General features: G+C 73.2%; 20 protein-coding genes. 14 read left to right on the top strand and 6 right to left on the bottom strand.

Annotated elements, in window-relative coordinates; genetic code table 11:
* On the bottom strand, nt 1–845 hold an 845-nt coding region (locus E1182_RS20650), incomplete at its 3' end, for an HAD-IIIA family hydrolase (protein ID WP_132267812.1).
* Nucleotides 846–974: 129 nt separating this feature from the next.
* Here E1182_RS20650 and E1182_RS20645 point away from each other — a divergent pair.
* Nucleotides 975–1,436, top strand: coding sequence for an SRPBCC family protein (locus E1182_RS20645; protein WP_132267809.1), 462 nt, complete (start codon nt 975–977; stop codon nt 1,434–1,436).
* A gap of 111 nt (nt 1,437–1,547) precedes the next feature.
* On the top strand, nt 1,548–2,315 hold the full coding sequence (locus E1182_RS20640) for a polyprenol monophosphomannose synthase (RefSeq protein WP_132267807.1): 768 nt from the start codon (nt 1,548–1,550) through the stop codon (nt 2,313–2,315).
* 42 nt (nt 2,316–2,357) lie between these two features.
* Here the strand turns inward: E1182_RS20640 and E1182_RS20635 are convergent, their stop codons facing one another.
* Nucleotides 2,358–3,962 carry an NAD(P)/FAD-dependent oxidoreductase gene (locus E1182_RS20635; RefSeq protein ID WP_132267805.1) on the bottom strand — a complete coding sequence of 535 codons (1,605 nt, stop codon included), beginning with the start codon at nt 3,960–3,962 and terminating at the stop codon, nt 2,358–2,360.
* Between the two features lie 72 nt (nt 3,963–4,034).
* Here E1182_RS20635 and E1182_RS20630 point away from each other — a divergent pair, with 72 nt between their 5' ends.
* A complete protein-coding gene (locus E1182_RS20630; RefSeq protein ID WP_132267802.1) occupies nt 4,035–5,468 on the top strand; it encodes an aldehyde dehydrogenase in 1,434 nt (477 codons plus the stop codon).
* A 60-nt stretch (nt 5,469–5,528) separates the two neighbouring features.
* Here the strand turns inward: E1182_RS20630 and E1182_RS20625 are convergent, their stop codons facing one another.
* On the bottom strand, nt 5,529–5,948 hold the full coding sequence (locus E1182_RS20625) for a ChaB family protein (RefSeq protein WP_132267800.1): 420 nt from the start codon (nt 5,946–5,948) through the stop codon (nt 5,529–5,531).
* 158 nt (nt 5,949–6,106) lie between these two features.
* On the opposite strand from E1182_RS20625, the gene E1182_RS20620 reads away from it, so the two are divergent.
* The 6 genes from E1182_RS20620 (at nt 6,107) to E1182_RS20595 (ending at nt 9,612) form a co-directional block, all read left to right on the top strand.
* A complete protein-coding gene (locus E1182_RS20620) occupies nt 6,107–7,087 on the top strand; it encodes a YihY/virulence factor BrkB family protein (RefSeq protein ID WP_132267797.1) in 981 nt (326 codons plus the stop codon).
* Between the two features lie 54 nt (nt 7,088–7,141).
* Nucleotides 7,142–7,558: a DUF2795 domain-containing protein gene (locus E1182_RS20615; protein WP_132267794.1), complete on the top strand. Its 417-nt coding sequence runs from the start codon at nt 7,142–7,144 to the stop codon at nt 7,556–7,558.
* A gap of 49 nt (nt 7,559–7,607) precedes the next feature.
* Nucleotides 7,608–8,069: an SRPBCC family protein gene (locus tag E1182_RS20610; RefSeq protein ID WP_132267792.1), complete on the top strand. Its 462-nt coding sequence runs from the start codon at nt 7,608–7,610 to the stop codon at nt 8,067–8,069.
* A gap of 107 nt (nt 8,070–8,176) precedes the next feature.
* The gene (locus E1182_RS20605) at nt 8,177–8,440 is read left to right on the top strand and encodes a hypothetical protein (protein WP_132267789.1); all 264 of its coding nucleotides are present in this window, start codon (nt 8,177–8,179) and stop codon (nt 8,438–8,440) included.
* 84 nt (nt 8,441–8,524) lie between these two features.
* Nucleotides 8,525–9,142: an HAD family phosphatase gene (locus tag E1182_RS20600; RefSeq protein ID WP_132267787.1), complete on the top strand. Its 618-nt coding sequence runs from the start codon at nt 8,525–8,527 to the stop codon at nt 9,140–9,142.
* A gap of 260 nt (nt 9,143–9,402) precedes the next feature.
* The gene (locus tag E1182_RS20595) at nt 9,403–9,612 is read left to right on the top strand and encodes a hypothetical protein (RefSeq protein ID WP_132267784.1); all 210 of its coding nucleotides are present in this window, start codon (nt 9,403–9,405) and stop codon (nt 9,610–9,612) included.
* A 36-nt stretch (nt 9,613–9,648) separates the two neighbouring features.
* Here E1182_RS20595 and E1182_RS20590 read toward each other — a convergent pair whose 3' ends face one another.
* A complete protein-coding gene (locus E1182_RS20590) occupies nt 9,649–10,098 on the bottom strand; it encodes a hypothetical protein (protein WP_132267782.1) in 450 nt (149 codons plus the stop codon).
* Nucleotides 10,099–10,263: 165 nt separating this feature from the next.
* On the opposite strand from E1182_RS20590, the gene E1182_RS20585 reads away from it, so the two are divergent.
* Nucleotides 10,264–10,632, top strand: coding sequence for a DUF6401 family natural product biosynthesis protein (locus E1182_RS20585; protein WP_132267779.1), 369 nt, complete (start codon nt 10,264–10,266; stop codon nt 10,630–10,632).
* 53 nt (nt 10,633–10,685) lie between these two features.
* On the opposite strand, the gene E1182_RS20580 is transcribed toward E1182_RS20585, so the two are convergent.
* Nucleotides 10,686–11,537 carry a hypothetical protein gene (locus E1182_RS20580; protein WP_132267776.1) on the bottom strand — a complete coding sequence of 284 codons (852 nt, stop codon included), beginning with the start codon at nt 11,535–11,537 and terminating at the stop codon, nt 10,686–10,688.
* A gap of 201 nt (nt 11,538–11,738) precedes the next feature.
* On the opposite strand from E1182_RS20580, the gene E1182_RS20575 reads away from it, so the two are divergent.
* The 3 genes from E1182_RS20575 to E1182_RS20565 all read left to right on the top strand — a co-directional run bounded on the left by E1182_RS20575 (nt 11,739) and on the right by E1182_RS20565 (nt 16,027).
* Entirely contained in the window at nt 11,739–13,862 is a 2,124-nt protein-coding gene (locus E1182_RS20575; RefSeq protein WP_132267774.1) for a SpoIIE family protein phosphatase, read from the top strand.
* A gap of 61 nt (nt 13,863–13,923) precedes the next feature.
* A complete protein-coding gene (locus E1182_RS20570; RefSeq protein WP_132267771.1) occupies nt 13,924–14,637 on the top strand; it encodes an HAD family hydrolase in 714 nt (237 codons plus the stop codon).
* Nucleotides 14,638–14,704: 67 nt separating this feature from the next.
* Nucleotides 14,705–16,027 (top strand): sodium:proton antiporter, encoded by a 1,323-nt coding sequence (locus E1182_RS20565; protein WP_132267769.1) that lies wholly within the window; start codon nt 14,705–14,707, stop codon nt 16,025–16,027.
* Here E1182_RS20565 and E1182_RS20560 read toward each other — a convergent pair.
* The gene (locus E1182_RS20560) at nt 15,991–16,485 is read right to left on the bottom strand and encodes a metallophosphoesterase (RefSeq protein ID WP_132267767.1); all 495 of its coding nucleotides are present in this window, start codon (nt 16,483–16,485) and stop codon (nt 15,991–15,993) included. The two genes, E1182_RS20565 and E1182_RS20560, sit on opposite strands and share 37 nt — an antisense overlap.
* Before the next feature lie 128 nt (nt 16,486–16,613).
* Between E1182_RS20560 and E1182_RS20555 the strand changes: the two genes are divergently transcribed.
* The coding region (locus E1182_RS20555) for a glycoside hydrolase family 6 protein (protein ID WP_165942673.1) at nt 16,614–17,629 on the top strand (1,016 nt) is incomplete at its 3' end.

The following is a 17,629-nucleotide window of genomic DNA, read 5'->3' as shown; positions in this document are numbered from 1 at the left end:
ATCCAGGGCAGGGGCCATTCGATGTGTTCGTCGACGCCGGGTAGGAGGGCGGCGGCGTCGCGTCCGCGGGGTCCGTGCAGCAGGACGACGCGGTCGGCGCCGGCGGCGACGGCGCGGATGGCGGGGCCGGTGACCAGGACGTCCCCGGCGGAGTCGCTGCGAGCCACCAGCACCGTCCCCGCCCGGCGACCCTCTGTTGGCGCGGCGACCAGGGCGGCCCGGGCCAGGATCTCCTCGACCGCCGCCGACAGGTCGGCCCTTACGCAGGGCGCGGCGGCCACCTCGGCGGGGCGCGTGGTCGCGGTGGGCACCAGGACGGCGGCGGCGCCGGCCGCGCCGGCCGCGGTCATGTCCGCGCCGATGTCACCCACCAGGACGCAGCGGTCCGCGGTGGTGCCCAACGCCCGCGCGGCGGCCCGCACCATCCCGGGGGCGGGTTTGCGGCACCCGCAGCCGGCCCGCTCGTCGTGCGGGCAGATCTGCCAACTGTCGAACGGCCCCAGCAACTCCTCCACCCGGGCGTTCACCGCCCGCAGCTGCGCCGCCGTGAACAACCCCCGAGCCAACCCCGACTGGTTCGTCACCACCGCCAGCCGCAACCCCGCCGCCCGCAACCGGTCCAACGCCTCCCGCGCCCCCGGCACCGGCCGCACCTTGTCCGGATCACCGTTGTACGGCACATCCTCGATCAGCGTGCCGTCCCGATCCAGCAGCACGGCGTCGTACAGGACCGGTGCCATCGCGCCCGGGCCGACCGGTTCCACCCGGCCTGACCTGCGCTGATCCGGCTTCACCTGGTCCCGTCGCACGGGCCGCGGGTTCCCACCGGCCCGGGGAGTAAACATCAGCTACCCGGCGGTACGGCTCATCGCCGTCGCCGGGCCCACACCTCGCCGATCCGGCCTTACCCGTCGCCCCGGAGAAGCTAACGCGCCAACCGTTAGGCCCGGCGGGCCGCCGGGTACAGAACGGCGGTGGCGATTGTGGAGAAAGTGATCGAGGCGCCGCCGCAGCAGGTGTTCGCGGTGCTGGCCGACGGTTGGACGTACAGCGACTGGGTCGTCGGAACCGTGCACGTGCGCGACGTCGACGCCGACTGGCCGGCGGTGGGCAGCCAACTGCACCACCGGGCCGGGCCGTGGCCGTTCTCCCTGGAGGACTCCTCCACGGTGCTGGTCTGCGAGCCGCCCCACAAGCTGACCATCCGGGCCGGCCTCTGGCCGGCCGGCGAGGCGGTCGTGGTGTTCACCCTGGAACCGGTACGCGACGGCGCCGCCACCCGGGTTCGCATCGGCGAGGACTTCGCCGCCGGGCCACTGCGCTGGATCCGCAACAAGCTCAACGACCTGGTGCTGCATCAGCGCAACAAGGAAACCCTGCGCCGGCTCGCCGACATCGCCACCCGACAGAAGGCCGACGAACGTCCGCGACGGTGAGCGTCGACGCCCGCCGGGCACGCGGGCGCCGGGCGGGGAGCCTCGACGGGGCCGCAGGCGGCAGTGGCTACCCTTTGGGGGAAAACCGTCGGCAACCAGAGGATGTCCGTCATGATCGAACCCGTGGAGCTGCCCTCGCCCTGGCGGGACGCACGCCTGACCGTCGTGGTCCCCACCTACAACGAGGCGGGCAACCTCCCGGTACTGGTCGACCGGCTCCTCGCCCTGCCGCTGCCCGAGCTCAAGGTGCTGGTCGCCGACGACAACTCCCCCGACGGCACCGGCGAGGTGGCCGACAAGCTCGCCATCGAACACCCCGACCGAGTGCAGGTCGTACACCGCGCCGGCAAGGAGGGGCTGGGCCGGGCGTACGTCGACGGCATCGGCCGCGCCCTGGACGGGGGCGCCGACTACGTCGCGCAGATGGACGCCGACCTGTCCCACCCGCCGCAGGCGCTGCCCGGCATGCTCGGCGCGCTGCTGTCCACGCAGGCGAGCGTGGTGATCGGCTCCCGGTACGTGCCCGGTGGTGAGCTGGACGAGAACTGGCCGCTGTACCGTCGGGCGCTCAGCGGCTGGGCCAACCTGTACGTGCACACCCTGCTGCGGGTGCGTATCCGCGACCTCACCGCCGGTTTCAAGATCTGGCGGGCGGACGCGCTGCGCGACATCGGTCTGGAGCGGGTGCAGTCCAACGGCTACAGCTTCCAGGTGGAGATGCACTACCTGGCCACCAAGCTCGGCCACACCATCCTGGAGGTGCCGATCCGCTTCGAGGAGCGGCGCGACGGCGATTCGAAGATGACCACCGCCACCAAGGTGGAGAGTGCTCTGATGCCGTTCAAGCTGCGTACCCGGCACCGCAACCTGGAGCGCTGACCCGACCAGGGCAGCCGCGCCGGGACCGGGCGGTTCGGCGGGTCAGCGGTAGACGGCCCGGTGGGCGGTGCCGACGGCCCGGGCGTACAGGCCGCCGGTCAGCGCGCGGTCCCGATGCAGCGCCGCCCGGGCAGCGTTCGCGCCCGGTGCGCCGTGCACACCGCCGCCCGGGTTCGCCGAGGCGTTGGCCAGGTAGAGCCGGTCGACCGGAGTGTCCGGCCGACCGAGCCCGGGCACCGGGCGCAGGAAGAGCTGCTGGTACGCGGCGGCGGTGCCGCCGCCCACCGCGCCGCCGACCAGACCCGCGTTGCGTTCCTCCAGGTCCGCCGGGCCGGCCACGAACCGGCCTCGGATCCGCCCGGTGAACCCCGGGGCGTACCGTTCCAGCACCGCCTCCATCCGGTCCACGTGCGCGGCGACGTCCTCGGCTCGCCAGTCCCGCCGGAACGGCAGGTGGGTGTACGACCAGAGCGATTCCGTCCCCGCCGGTGACCGTCCCGGGTCGGCGGTGGTCATCTGGCCGACCAGCAGGAACGGATCCTGCGGCAGCTCACCGCAGGCCAGCTCGGCGGCGTACCGGGTGAGCCCGTTGACGTCGGCGGCCAGGTGCACCGTGCCGGCGCTACGCAGCTGCGGGTTGCTCCACGGCATCGGCCCCTCCAGCGCCCAGTCCACCTTCACCGTGGAGCCGTCCCAGCGGAAGTGCGCCAGATCCTGGACCAGCCGGGGCGGCAACGCGTCCGCGCCGACCAGGTCCAGGTAGAGCGCGGGGGCGGGCACGTCGGCCAGCACCGCCCGGCGGGCCCGCCAGAGCCGGCCGCCGACGGTCCGTACGCCCATCGCCCGGCCCCGGGCCACCAGCACCCGGTCCACCGGGGCGGAGTAGGTGATCCGCCCGCCCCGGGCGAGCAGCCGGTCGACCAGCGCGTCGGTGATCCGCTGCGCGCCGCCGACCGCGACCGGCCAGCCGGACTCCTGGCCGAGCATGGCCAGCAGCCAGCCGTAGATGCCGGAGCCGGCGTCGTCCGGCGACAAATCGGTGTGCAGGGCGCAGCCGGCCAGCAGCGCCCGCCCGCCCTCACCACGGAACAGCTCGCTTCCGAGCTGGCGGGCCGGCAGCACCATCCGGCGGGCCAGCCGTAGCGCGCCGGCCGTCCGCAGCCGGGCGAGCAGTTGCAGGCCGTGGCGTACCGGCGGGAAGGGGGTGAACAGGGCTTCCACCAGTGGCCGGGAGATGCTGCGCCAGTCGTCGTACGTGTCGAGCCAGCGCTGCCCGTCGCCGGGGGCGAACGCCTCCATCGAGGCCGCGCTGAGCGTCGGGTCGCGGTTGAGCACCGCGGCCCGCCCGTCGGGCATCAGGTGGGCCAGCACGTCGGGCGCCTGGGTCCAGGTCAGGCCGTGGGCGTCGAGGCCGAGCCGGCGCAGTACGGGTGAGGCGTACCCGAGCGGATAGAACGAGCTGTAGAGGTCGCTGAGGTAGCCGGGGGCGGTCACCTCGGCTGAGCGGACCGCGCCGCCGGGGGCGCCGGTCGCCTCCAGCACCAGCACGTCCCAGCCGGCGTCGGCGAGCAGGTTGGCGGCCACCAGGCCGTTGTGCCCGGCGCCGACGACGACGGCGTCCGCAGTCTCCGTCCCGCTGTCGATCATCCGATCCGCCTACCCTGCCCGCAACCGGGCGAAACGCGTTTGCCCGGCCGGGGGCGGGGCATGCCGTACCGCATGTACAGGGTTGAGCAGCTCATCGGGGGAGTGTGGGGCGCGGGCGGTGAGGGTGGTGAGCTGACCGTCCACGATCCGGCCGACGGCTCCCCGGTCAGCACCGTGCCGGTGGCAACGGCGGACGAGGTGGCCAAGGCCGTCGAGGCGGCCCGCTCGGTGGCCGCGCAGTGGGCCGCGACGCCGGCGGCGCAGCGGGCGGCGGCCCTGCACCGGGCGGCGGACGAGCTGGCGGCGTCGGCCGAGGAGTTGGCGGCGGCCACCACGGCGGAGATGGGTAAGCCGCTGGGCGACGCGCGAGGCGGCGTCGAGGCGGGAATCGGCACGCTGCGACAGTACGCCGAACTGGGCCCGCTGCGGGGTGGGCGGACGCTGCACGGTGACGGCGCCGCCATCGACTTCATGGCCCCGGAGCCGCGCGGCGTGGTCGCCGCGATCACCCCCTGGAACGATCCGGTGGCCGTCTCCTGTGGCCTGCTGGGCGCGGCCCTGGTGACCGGCAACGTGGTGCTCTACAAGCCCAGCGAGCGGACGCCGGCCACCGGCTGGCTGCTGGCCAGGCTCCTCGACAGCGCGTTGCCCGCCGGGGTGCTGTCCCTGCTCACCGGCGGTGGTGAGGTGGGTGCCGCGCTGGCGGCCCAGGAGGTGGACGTGGTGGCCCACGTCGGTTCGACCGCCACCGGCCGGGCCATCGCCGCGGCCTGTGCCCGGACCGGGGCGAAGGCGCTGCTGGAGAACGGCGGCAGCGACCCGCTGATCGTCGACGCCGGGGTGGACCCGGTGTGGGCCGCGCAGGCGGCGGCGACCGGCGCGTTCGCCAACGCGGGGCAGATCTGCGTCGCGGTGGAACGGATCTACGTCCACCGGGACGTCGCGGAGGACTTCGTGGCGGCGCTGGTGGAACGGGCCCGCACGCTGCGGGTGGGGCCGGGACGTGACCCGGCCACCGAGCTCGGGCCGCTGGTCGACCGGCGGCACCGCGACCACGTGCACGGCCAGGTCACCGCGGCGGTCGCCGACGGCGCGACGCTGCGCACCGGGGGCTCGCTGCCGGACGGGCCAGGCGCGTTCTACCCGGCGACCGTGGTGACCGACTGCCGGCAGGAGATGACGCTGGTACGGGAGGAGACCTTCGGCCCGGTCGCCGCGGTGGTCGTGGTGGACTCGTTCAGCGAGGCGCTGCGCTGCGCCGCGGACAGCCCGTACGGGCTGGCCGCGACCGTGCTGACCCCGTCGATGAGCCACGCGCAGCGGGCCTGGCGGGAGCTGCCGGTGGGCACCGTGAAGGTCAACGCGGTCTTCGGCGGCGCTCCGGGCGGTGCCGCGCAGCCGCGCCGCGGCAGCGGCCAGGGGTTCGGGTACGGCCCGGAGTTGCTCGACGAGTTCAGCACCGTCAAGGCGGTGCACATCGAGGCGCCCGGCGGCGGCCACTGGTGAGCGCGGGGTGCGGGAGCCCGGGACGTCTGGTCCCGGGCTCCCGTGGTGTCGGGTCGCCGGTCAGCGACCGCGGGCCTTGGCCCTCTCCCGAGTCTTCGTGGTCTGCCGGGTGTTGGCCTTCTCGATCGCCTTGACCAGTTCCGGTTTGGTCATCCGGGACCGTCCCGGCACGTCCAGCTTGCGGGCCACCTCCATCAGGTGGTCCTTGGTGGCGTTGGCGTCCACCCCGCCGGCCGTGGGGGCCCGTCGGGCGGGTCCGCCACCTGCGGCCTGCCGGTCGCTGGGTCCTTTGCGGCCCTTCGGTTCCCAGTGGTCGCCGACCTTCTCGAACTCGTGCTTGACGGCGGCGAACGCGGTGCGGTGTGCCCGCTCCCCCTCGCCGTACGTCTGGACCGCCGAGTCGTGCGTCTTCTCCCAGGTGCGCTGCGCCTTCTTCGGGGAGCGCCGCAGCGTGCTGGGCATCACCTCGCGCCCGGGCATCTCGTCCTCCTCGTCACTGTCGCCTCCCGATGACGGTTCCCTGGCGTCCCGGGGGCAAACTCCATCAGTCGGGTTTGTCGATTTCGGTGCGGGGGTACCGGCGTGGCCAAATGATCGGCCGGGCGGCGGGGCGTCCGGCCCTCGGGCGAGGAGCGGCGATGGCAGCGACCACGGAGCCGGCCTCGGCCGCGGGGCGAGGGCACCTGCCGCTGCCCGGCCGGGTACGCCAGTTGCACTGGGCAACCTGGCGCGGTGTGTTGGTACGCAGCGCCCGAAACTTCGTACGGGACGACTGCGCCGACTGGGCCGCCGCGCTGACCTACTACGCGGTGCTGGCGCTCTTTCCCGCCACGGTGGTGGTGGTCGCCCTGGTCGGCCTGGTCTCCGAGGGCGAACGGACGGTGGACACGGTGCTGGACCTGGCCCGGGACATCGGGGCCGGGGCGGTCGTGGCCAACGACAGCTTCGTCGCGGTGGTGCGCACCGTGGTCGACCAGCGCGACGGGGCACGCGTGCTGCTGAGTTTCGGCCTGATCGGTGCGCTCTGGTCGGCGTCGAGCTACATCGGTGCGTTCACCCGGGCCTCCAACGCCATCTACGGGGTGACGGAGGGGCGGCCGTTCTGGCAGCTGCGTCCGCTGCAGATCGGTCTGGCCGGGGTCTCGCTGGTGCTGCTCGCGGTGGTGGCACTCGGTCTGATCATCAGCGGCCCGGTGACGGACGCCGTGGGCGACCTGGTGGGCGCGGGCGGACTGGCCCGCACGGTGTGGAGTGTGGTCAAGTGGCCGGTGCTGGCCCTGGTGGCGATGATCCTGTTGTCGCTGTTGTTCTGGATCGCCCCGAACGTACGGCAGCCCCGGTTCCGTTGGCTCACCCCGGGCGGGGCGGTGGCCCTGCTCTCCTGGGTGCTCGCCTCCTTCGGTTTCGGGCTGTACGTGGCCAACTTCGGCGCCTACGACGTGACATACGGCAGCCTGGGCGCGGTGATCGCCTTCCTGGTCTGGCTCTATCTGTCCAACTCGGCGCTGATGTTCGGCGTGCAGATCAACGCCGAGTTGCAGCGTGGGCGGGTGCTCCAGGCCGGGGCGGCGGACCCGGGTGAGCCGGTGCTGCCGCCGAAGGCCGCCGCCGGTTCGTGACCGGGTGCGGGGGTGCGGCGTTTCCCGCCACTTCCCCGGGGTAGCACAGACGGCATGGAACGTGGCAGCAGCAAGCACGGACCGAGGCTCGACGAGCAGATGAGCCAGGAGGTCGCCGGCCTCGTGCAGGGGCCCGGCACCGCGGGCTCGCGCGCCGAGGAGTTCCGCGAGCCCGAGCCGGCCGGCGAGGATCAGCCGGGCACCACCACAGCCCCGGCGGGTGAGCTACGCACCGGGGCACCGAAGGGCATGAGCTCCACCGACGTGGAGGCGCGCAGCCGACTGGGACGGTTCATCACGATGTCGGCTCTGCCCGGGGACCGTGCGGCGTTGGTCGCCAACGCCCGCGACAACGAGGCTCCCGACGACCTGGTCGCGGAGCTGGAGCGGTTGCCCGACGGCACCCGCTACCGCACGGTCTCGGAGGTGTGGGCCGCGCTGGGGCACAAGAACGAGACGACGCGCTGGTGAGCCGGGTCGCCCAACGACCCGTGACCAGGTGCAGAGGAGGAGCGGTTTCATGAGCGGCGTTATCGAGCACGTGGAGGTCACTGTCCCGATCCGGACGGCGTACGACCAGTGGACCCAGTTCGAGGAGTTCCCCCAGTTCATGGAGGGGGTCGAGGAGGTCCGGCAGCTGTCGGACACGTTGACGCACTGGACGGTGGAGATCGCCGGCGTCAAGCGGGAGTTCGACGCCGAGATCACCGAGCAGCTTCCCGACGAGCGGGTGGCCTGGAAGTCGACCGGCGGTACCCGGCACGCCGGCGTGGTCACCTTCCACCGTCTCGACGACAACCAGACCCGGGTGACGTTGCAGATGGAGTTCGAACCGCACGGCGTGGTCGAGCAGGCCGGCGACAAGCTGGGCGTGGTGGACCGTCGCGTCAAGGGCGACCTGGACCGGTTCAAGCAGTTCATCGAGCGGCGCGGTCTGGAGACGGGTGCCTGGCGCGGCACCGTCGACCGGCCCCAGCCCTGATTCCCTCCCCCAACGTCGGGACGAAACCGATGGCCGCCGGTGAACCGGCGGCCATCGTCGTGTCCGGCCCTCCGTTTGCGATCACCGGGCGGGGGTACCGCGATGGGATGACCGAGAACGACGACAGGGTGTGGCGGGACGAGCAGAAACTCCCGCTGGAGGAGCTGGACCGGGCGATCGCCCGCTCGACCCTCGACGGGCAGGCCGACGACGTCACCGGCAACGACGCCGGCGAGGAGGCCGCCTTCGGGCATGGGCCGGAGGCGGCGGACCGGGGCGCCGGACCGGAGGCGGAGGGGCGCGAGATGACCGACTCGCAGCGGGCGTACCGCCCGTCGACCACGGGACGGACCGGCCCCGACACGATGTGACCGGCCGGGCCGTCGGCGGCCGGTCCGCCGGCGGCCGACGGCTCCCCCGGCCCGGGCCGGATCGGCGGGCCCTACCCTGGACCGGTGCTGCTGCCCCTGCCGCCCGGCGAGTTCCGGGCCTACCTGTTCGACTGCGACGGCACCATCGCCGACTCCATGCCGTTGCACCACGCCGCCTGGCGGCAGACGCTGGCCGAGTGGGGCTGCGACTTCCCTGAGGAGCTCTTCTACGCCTGGGGCGGTCGACCGGTGGTCGACATCGTCGCCGACCTGGCCGCCCGGCACGGTGTCGCGATGCCGGTGGAGGACGTCGCCCGCCGCCAGGAGGAGTGCTACCGGCAACTCCTGCCGACCCTCACCGCCGTACCGGGCGTGCTGCGCCACATCGAGGAGGCGCATCGCCGGGTGCCCTTCGCCGTGGTCTCCGGCAGCACCCGCGAGTCGGTGACCGCCTCGTTGCGGACGCTGGGCCTGCTCGATCGCTTCGACGTCCTGGTCTGCGCGGGTGAGTACGCCCGGGCCAAGCCGGACCCGGAGTGTTTCCTGCTCGCCGCCCGGCTGCTCGGGGTGTCGCCCGAGTCGTGCCTGGTCTTCGAGGACACCGACCTCGGCGTGCAGGCGGCCACCGCGGCCGGCATGGCCGCGGTCCGCGTCCCGCCACCCCACCAGCGGGCCGCGCCTGCTCCGGGCTTCTCCTCCTGACCCGTCCGACGGGCCGCCACATCGACTCGCTCTGGGGCAGGTCGTCCCGTCCGAACCAGCGGGTCACCCGCGTCTGCCACAGCCGGAGTGGACCACGAAGCGGGCGGCCGACGCCGCACCGTCGGGAGCACCCATCCGCCGGTGGCGCCTCCCCCGAATCGGCACAACGATGGACCAAAACAGGCAGAAACACGGACAGCCCGTTCAGAATCGGCCGATCGGCTGACGGCAACCGGCTATCGCCGCGCCAGACTTTCGGGATGCAACAAGGCTCCGGCTTCCTCACCCCACGTCAGCGTCGCCTGGCCTGGCTCGGTTTCCTGCTCGCCGCCATCCAGGCCCCCGTCTCGGCCAAGTTGGTCGCCGACGACTCCTGGCTGTTCAGCCTCTGCGTCGCCGTCATGGTCGCCACGGTCATCCTCGCCGACGACGCGGCCCGGCGACGCCCGGCGGACGCGCCCATCGAGTAGCCCGGCCGCGGTGAGCAGGGCGGGGCCGGTCGACGGCTAACCGTCGAAGCCGGGCCGCGCCTCGTGGCCGGGCCGGCCCCGGGTACGCCGGCTCTCCTTCATCTGCGCCTCGTACAGATGACGGCGGCCGCCCACCAGCTCGTCACGGGCTCGCCGATCCAGTTGCCGGAAGAGGGCGTAGTACCCGTCGTCGAAGTCCTCGACGATCTGGAACGTCCAGCGGCCGGCGATGACGTTGCGCCCGAGCAGCTCGGTGGTGATCTCCTCGGCCAGGTCGTGGTGCCCGGCCGCCTGAAACAGCGCGACGGCCTCGTCGAGCATCAGGTCGGCGTGGCCGATCAGCTGGTGCAGATCGTAGAGGCGGCCCCGGGCCCGCTCGACGGTCTCCAACGCCTCGCTGAGCTTGCCCAGCGCGGCAACCGTCTCGTCGGTGACCCCGGTGGGCCGGCGGTGCGCCGCATCCGGGCCGTCCGCGTGCTGTTCCATTCGTGCCTCCCCGCTGCCGATCGCGCCGGTTCCCGCCCGGTTCTCCCTCTGCCCCGCCTGGGCCGGCTCAATCCCCACGGCGGGTCGTGCACGACCGGAAGAGGGGTCGGGATCGGCCGAGCGGCCGAGGCCACGGTGGCTACCCGGGGGTTAGCGTGGTTCCTCATGCGTGTGCCGTACCACCGGGTCGCCCCCCGGACCGCCGCGAGCCGGGCCCGTTCGACCCTCGCGCTGCTCGCCGCCTCGGTCGGCGCCGACGGATTCGCCGCGGCTGCCGCCATCCCGGCCCTGCTCGCGTTGGTCGACCAGCACGCCGCCGCGGTACGCGAGAGCCTCGACGGTGACCGTCGCCCGCTGACCCCAGCCGCGCTCGCCGGCTATGCCGAGGGGATCCGGGCGGCAGCTGTGGAGCACGGCCTGCTTCCGCCTGTCGGTCCGGTCGACTGGTCGGCGCCGCAGTGGCTTTCCGTCCGTCTGCTGGCGGTCTGCGCGCTCGCCCGCACCCTCGACCCGCGTCACCTCGAGGCGGTCTGAACGACGGGAGGGCGCCCGCGCCACGCGCGGACACCCTCCCGGCACGCCCGAACTCAACTGCCCGGGCGCCGGAACTGCTGTGTCTCGTCGCCCATGGCGCCTCCCCGGCCGCCCGACCGGACCTCCTCGGGCTGGGGCATCGGCGCGACGCCGCCCCGGTCGGCCATCTGCCGGTCCATGTCGCTGCGCCCGGCATTCTGTGCCCGGCGGTGCTCCTGGACCGCCTGCGACTCCTCCGCCGCGCGCTGCAGCCAGCCCTCCCAGCGGTTCTGCATCGGTTTGACCAGACCGCCGCCGACGCCGATGATCAGGATGCCGGCCACCGTGGCCAGGACCGCGATCAGTACCGGCGTGGTGACGGTGGTGGCAATGCCCACCTGGTTCAGCGCCGCGATGACACCGAGCGCCAGGATGAAGACCGCCGTCAGGTCGGCCAGGACCTTGCCGTACGACAGACCGCCGAGCGCCCCACTGACCAGGTCCCGGACCGCGTTGGCGATGGCCGCGGCGACGACCACGATGACGATCGCCACGAAAGCGCGTGGTAGCCAGGCCACCACGCCCCGGATCAGGTCACTGATCGCGTTGGGTCCCCACACCCCGAAGGCGAACTGCAGGGTGAACAGCAGGACGGCGTAGTACGCGAGCTTCGCCAGGATGTCGCTGGCGTCGTATCTGGTGCGTTCGAGCGCGCGTCTGATCCCGCCGCGTTCGACCGCCCGGTCGAAGCCCACCCGTTCCAGTGCCGCGTCCACGATTTTGAGGACGGCTCGGGCGATGAGCCAGCCCACCACGAGGATTGCGATGAACGCGATCGCCCTCGGGATGAAGAGCAGCACCGACCTCCACATGTCGGCCAGGGCATTGCCGATGTCGACCTGCCTGACCGCGAGGGTTTCCGGCATGATGTCCCTCCTGTCGCATGGACTGCGCCGGGCGGATACCCGGTCGTTGGGCAGGCACGCCGGACACACGTATCTGATTTTCCCGACATGCTCTCTGAAACCCGCCTTGACCTGCCCTAACGTCTCCACGAGCACGGACACCCCGGAGCGCAAAGCATGATCGAAAATGCAGCCCGGCACCGGACGGTTAGGCTGCGTGGCATGCCAGGCACGGTCGGGAGCTTCCCCACCTCACCCGCCACCCCCGGACCAGCCCCGGTCTCGCAGGTGGCGGCGGCCGTGCTCGCCCACCCGTGGGCGCGCACCGGACTCGGGCCGCCACAGCGGTGGGACCCGGCGGTACGCGCGCTGGTGGACGTGATCCTGTCCTCGCCGGTGCCGATGGCGCTCTACTACGGTGACCGGTTCGAGATGCTCTACAACCAGGGTTTCTCGGAGCTGATCGGCGACCGGCACCCCGCCGCGCTCGGCCGACCGGCGGCGGAGGTCTTCGCCGATGTGTGGGACACCCCCGGCGTCGGCGACATCATCGAGCGGGTCTACCAGCACGGAGAGTCCTTCCTCCAGAAAGAGTCGGTGTTGCCCGTCGGCCGGCAGCTGGCCGCCGGCGGCGACCACGGCGTCTTCACCCGGGGCCACTCGCCGGCCCGGGACAGCACCGGTCGGATCGTCGGGGTGCTGACCGTCGCCGCCCAGACCATCCAGCTCACCCATCAGTTGCAGAGCCTGAGCGACTTCGCCGCGGCACTGTCCGGCACGCTCACCCTCGACGACGTGGCCCGGGTCACGCTGCGCTACATGCTGCACTCGTTCGACGCCGACCAGGTGACCCTGGCGGTGGACGAGGGACCGGCCTGGCGGATGGTCCGCCGGGTTCCGGGCGAACTGCTCGACGAGGCCGACGAACGCCTGCCGCCGCTGTGGCGGCCCCTCGCCCCCGACTCCTCCGCGCCGGTCGTGCTGGCCGCCGTCAGCGGGATGCCCTCGTTCACCGGGGACGGCCAGCCGCTGCGACAGCACGCGGTGGACCGGCACGACCAGAAGATCCGCGCACTGGCCGCGCTGCCGCTGCGTTCGTCGGTGATCCGTGGTGGCCTGGGCGTCGGCTATCAGGCGCCGCACGGCTGGTCGGCGGCGGAGCGCGCGCTGCTGGCCGCCTCGGCGGAGCTGGTCGGCCAGGCAGCCGAGCGGGCCCGCCGGTTCGAGACCCAGCACGGTACCGCCCAGCTGCTGCAACGCAGCATGCTGCCGGAGCAGCTACCGGCGCTGCCCCGGCTGCGCATCGCCGCCCGCTACGATCCCGGCGTCGACGGCAACGCCGCCGGCGGGGACTTCTACGATGCGTTCCTGCTGCCCACCGGTGACCTTGGCGTGGTGCTCGGCGACGTCGCCGGCCACGACGTGCAGGCGGCAGCCCGGATGGGACAGGTACGCGCGGCGTTGCGCGCCCTGGCACTGGCCGACCCGCGCCCGGATGCCGTCCTGGTCGGGCTCGACCGGCTGGTGGCCAGCCTCGGCACCGAGACCGGCAGCCAGGAGCTCTTCGTCACCGTGGTCTTCGGCGTGCTGGACGCCGACCACGGGCAGATCACCCTGGCCAGCGCCGGGCATCCCCCGCCGCTGATCCGGCGCAGCCGGCCGGACGGCTCCGCCACCGCCGAGTTCGTGGCGCTTCCCGCCGGCGCCCCACTCGGGCTGGGCTGCCGGCCGCGCACCAGCACCGTGCCGTTCCCGCCCGGGGACACCCTTCTGCTCTACAGCGACGGGGTGGTGGAACGCCGGCGACACAGCCTCAGCGCCGGCCTCGACCGGCTCGTCGCCGCGGCAGCCGCAGCGGCCAGCGGGGATCCGCGGGCGCTCTGCGCGGTCGCCACCGCCGCGGTGGCCGGTGCCACCGAGGACGACGTCGCCGTGCTGGCGGTGGAGCACGCGCTCAAGCCGAGCCGCTCGGCGAGCATGGAGATGCCGGCCGAGCCGACCGCGCCGAGCCGGGTACGGCACTGGATGACCGGGCAGCTCACCGCCTGGCAGGTGCCGGAGGCGGTGATCGGCGCGGCGGTGCTGTGCACCAGCGAGCTGACCACGAACGCCCTGCTGCACGCCGGGACAGCCGCCCGGGTGGTGATCGACCTGAGCGCGGAGCGTCTGCTGGTGTCGGTGGCGGACTCCGGCACCCGGGGGACGGTGACCCGGGCGCAGACCGACACGTTGAGCAGCCGGGGGCGCGGGCTCGGCCTGATCGAACAGCTCAGCGACGCCTGGGGCACGGACCCCACGGTCCGCGGTTCGACCGTCTGGTTCGAGATCCTCATCCCGGCCCGGTGAGGGCGGACGGCGAGGCGAGCGGGGGGCGTCGCGGCGACCCGCCCCGGGTAGGAGGTCCGGCATGAGCGCACACCGACCCGACGGGGTTCTCTTCGACGTCGACGGGACCCTCGTCGACACCACGTACCTGCACACGGTCAGCTGGTGGGAGGCGTTGCGCCAAGCCGACCACCGGGTGCCGATGGCCACCATCCACCGGTCGATCGGCATGGGTTCGGACAAGCTCCTGGACCACCTGCTCGGCCCGGAGCGGGACCGGAGCGAGGACGACAGGCTGCGCGCCGCCCACGACGGCTTCTTCGGCGAGTACTGGGAACGGTTGGTCCCGCTGCCCGGCGCGGCGGAGCTGTTGCGCGCCTGCGCCGCCCGGGGTCTGCGGGTGGTGCTGGCCACCTCCGCCGCCCCGCAGGAGGTCGAGGCGCTACGCGCCGCGCTGGACGCCGACGACGTGGTCGACACCGTCACCTGTTCGGCCGACGCCGAGGCGAGCAAGCCGGCCCCGGACATCCTGGTCGCCGCCCTGGAGCAGTCCCGGCTGGCCGCCGAGCGGGTCGTCTTCGTCGGCGACTCGGTGTGGGACGTCGCCGCGGCGGCCCGGCTCGACATCCCCTGCGTGGGGTTGAGCTGCGGCGGCACCAGTCGCGGTGAGCTGGCCGGGGCCGGCGCGGTGGCGGTCTACGACGACCCCGCGGCGCTGCTGGCCGGGCTGGGCGACTCCCCGCTGGCCACCGGTCAGCGGCGGCCGTCCCGGGACAAGACGGGCACCCAGGCGTAGCGGGAGGCGGCACCGGGCACAGTTCCACCCCAGCCGCACGACGCGGGCGGGTCCGAGAGGTGGTGGCGTGGAACCGGTCGATGTCGCGTTCGCGGTGGTGGGGGTCGGTGCCCTGCTGGCCGGGATCCTGCCCCGGGCGTTGGAACACCGTCCGCTGTCCATGCCCATCGCCTTCCTGGTCCTGGGCATGCTGGTCTTCCTGCTGCCCACCGGGCTGCCCTCGCCGGACCCGCTGCGCTGGCCGCAGGTGACCGCCCACCTGACCGAGATCGGGGTGATCGTCGCCCTGATGGGTGCCGGCCTGAAGATCGATAGGCCGTTGAGCTGGCGACGGTGGTCGTCGACCTGGCGGCTGCTGGCGATCGCCATGCCGGTCTGCATCGCGGCGGTGGCGCTGCTCGGCTGGTGGTGGGCGGGACTGGCGCCGGCGGCGGCGCTGCTGCTCGGCGCGGCCCTGGCCCCGACCGACCCGGTGCTCGCCGCGGACGTACAGGTCGGCGAGCCGACCGATGTGGAGGATTCCGAGGACGAGGTCCGCTTCGCGCTCACCTCCGAGGCGGGGCTGAACGACGGGCTCGCCTTTCCCTTCGTGTACGCGGCGGTCGCCGTGGCCACCGCCGGCCTCGCGCCGCGGGCGTGGTTCGTCGACTGGTTCAGCGTCGACGTGCTCTACAAGCTCGCCGTCGGTGTGGGCGGCGGGCTGCTCATCGGCTGGCTGCTCGGCAAGCTCTTCTTCCACGCCCCCACCCAGGTGCGGCTGGCCCGGCATGCCGAGGGTTTCCTCGCGCTGGCCGCCACCTTCCTCGCGTACGGCGTGGTGGAGGTGCTCGGCGGCTACGGGTTCCTGGCCGTGTTCGTGGCCGCCCGGGCGATCCGGTCCGCCGAGCGGACCCACGAGTTCCACTCGGTGCTGCACGACTTCGCCGAGCAGGTGGAGCGGCTGCTCACCGTCATGCTGCTGTTGATCTTCGGCGGAGCGGTGGTCGGTGGGCTGCTGGCCCCGCTGACCTGGCAGGCGGCGGGTGTCGGGCTGGCGCTGCTGCTCGTGGTCCGGCCGCTGGTCGGCTGGGTGTCGCTGCGCGGTGCGCCGGGTCGGCCGGCGGAACACTGGGTGATCGCAGCGTTCGGCATCCGCGGGGTCGGCTCGTTCTACTACCTGGCGTACGCCACAACGAAGGCGGACTTCCCGCAGGCGGACCTGCTCTGGGCCACGGTCGGCCTGGTGGTGGTCGTCTCGGTGGTGGCGCACGGGATCACCGCCACCCCGGTCATGCGCCTCCTGGACCGCACGGGAGAGCGGACCGGAACCATCCCGCGGCAGGGCCCGACCGTCCCCCGGCAGATGACCCGCACTCAGGGCAGGCGGTGCAGCTCGACGGCGTCGAGTTGACCCGCCACCACCCGCGCGGTCAGGTAGGTGGCGTACGGCTGCGCCCGCCGGTCGGTCGGTGAACCCGGGTTGAGCAGGCGCAGCCCGCCCGGGGCGACGCTGTCCCACGGGATGTGCGAGTGGCCGAAGACCAGCAGGTCGGTGTCGGGGAAGCGGGCCGCGCAGCGCTGCTCGCGGCGCTCCTTCGGCCCTGTCTCGTGCACCACCGCCAGGCGCAGGCCGTCGAGGTCTGCCCGGGCCACCTCGGGCAGCCGGGCCCGCAACTCGGGGCCGTCGTTGTTGCCGTACACGCCGATGAGCCGGCGGGACCGGGCCGACAGCGCGTCGAGCAGGGCCGGCTCGACCCAGTCGCCGGCGTGCACCACCACGTCGGCGTCCCCCACCGCCGACCAGACCGGTGCGGGCAGGTCCCGCGCGCGTTTCGGCAGGTGGGTGTCGGCGATGAGTACCAGGCGCATGTCGCATTTTCCCAGGTCGGCGGGTCCGCTGCCGGCGAGGTCTTCACATCGCGGCAACATGCCCGTATTTTGTCCTGCATATGGGAGCGCTTCCACGCATCCCTGTCGATACATGTGAGGTGTTGGTCATGCAGCACAAGAGGACTGTCGCAGCGATCGGCGCAGCGGCGACTGCGTTCGCCGTCGCCGCCACGATGGGCGTGGTCGCACTCCGGCCCGCTCCGGCCGCGGCGGCCGACTCCGCCTTCTACGTCGATCCGCAGACCGCCGCGGCGGCCTGGGTGGCGGCGAACCCCCAGGATTCGCGCGCCGCGGTCATCCGCGACCGGATTGCCGCCGTCCCACAGGCCCGCTGGTTCACCCGGACCAACACCTCGACGGTACGCGCCGAGGTGGACGCCTTCGTGGGGGCCGCCGCCGCGGCCGGGAAGATCCCGATCATGGTGGTCTACAACATCCCGAACCGGGACTGCTCCGGCGCCAGCGGCGGAGGCGCACCGAACCACGCCAGCTACCGCGCCTGGGTCGACCAGGTCGCCGCCGGCCTGAACGGGCGGCGGGCCACCATCGTGCTCGAACCCGACGTGCTGCCGCTGATGACCAACTGCCAGAACCCCAGCCAGCAGGCCGAGACGCGGGCCTCCATGGCGTACGCCGGCAAGCGGCTCAAGGCGGGCTCGGCGGCGGCGAAGGTCTACTTCGACGCCGGCAACTCGGCCTGGCTGGCACCCGCCGAGATCGCCTCCCGACTGGTCGGCGCGGACATCGCCAACAGCGCCGACGGCATCTCGCTGAACGTGTCGAACTACCGCACCACCGCCGAGGCCGTCCCGTACGCCAAGCAGGTCATCGCCGCCACCGGCATCTCCCGGCTGCGGGCAATCATCGACACCAGCCGCAACGGCAACGGACCGCTCGGTTCGGAGTGGTGCGACCCGCCCGGTCGGGCGATCGGCACCCCGAGCACCACCAACACCGGCGACCCGATGATCGACGCGCTGCTCTGGGTGAAACTGCCCGGCGAGGCCGACGGCTGCATCGCCAGCGCCGGCCAGTTCGTCCCGCAGCGGGCGTACGACCTCGCCGTCGCCGCCGGGCCGGCACCGACCACGGCCCCGCCGACCACCACGCCGCCCCCCACGAC

Source organism: Micromonospora sp. KC721 (assembly GCF_004348355.1).
GTDB lineage: Bacteria > Actinomycetota > Actinomycetes > Mycobacteriales > Micromonosporaceae > Micromonospora.
Note: the sequence above shows the minus strand (reverse complement) of the source record. Positions and strands in the feature narration are given on the sequence as shown.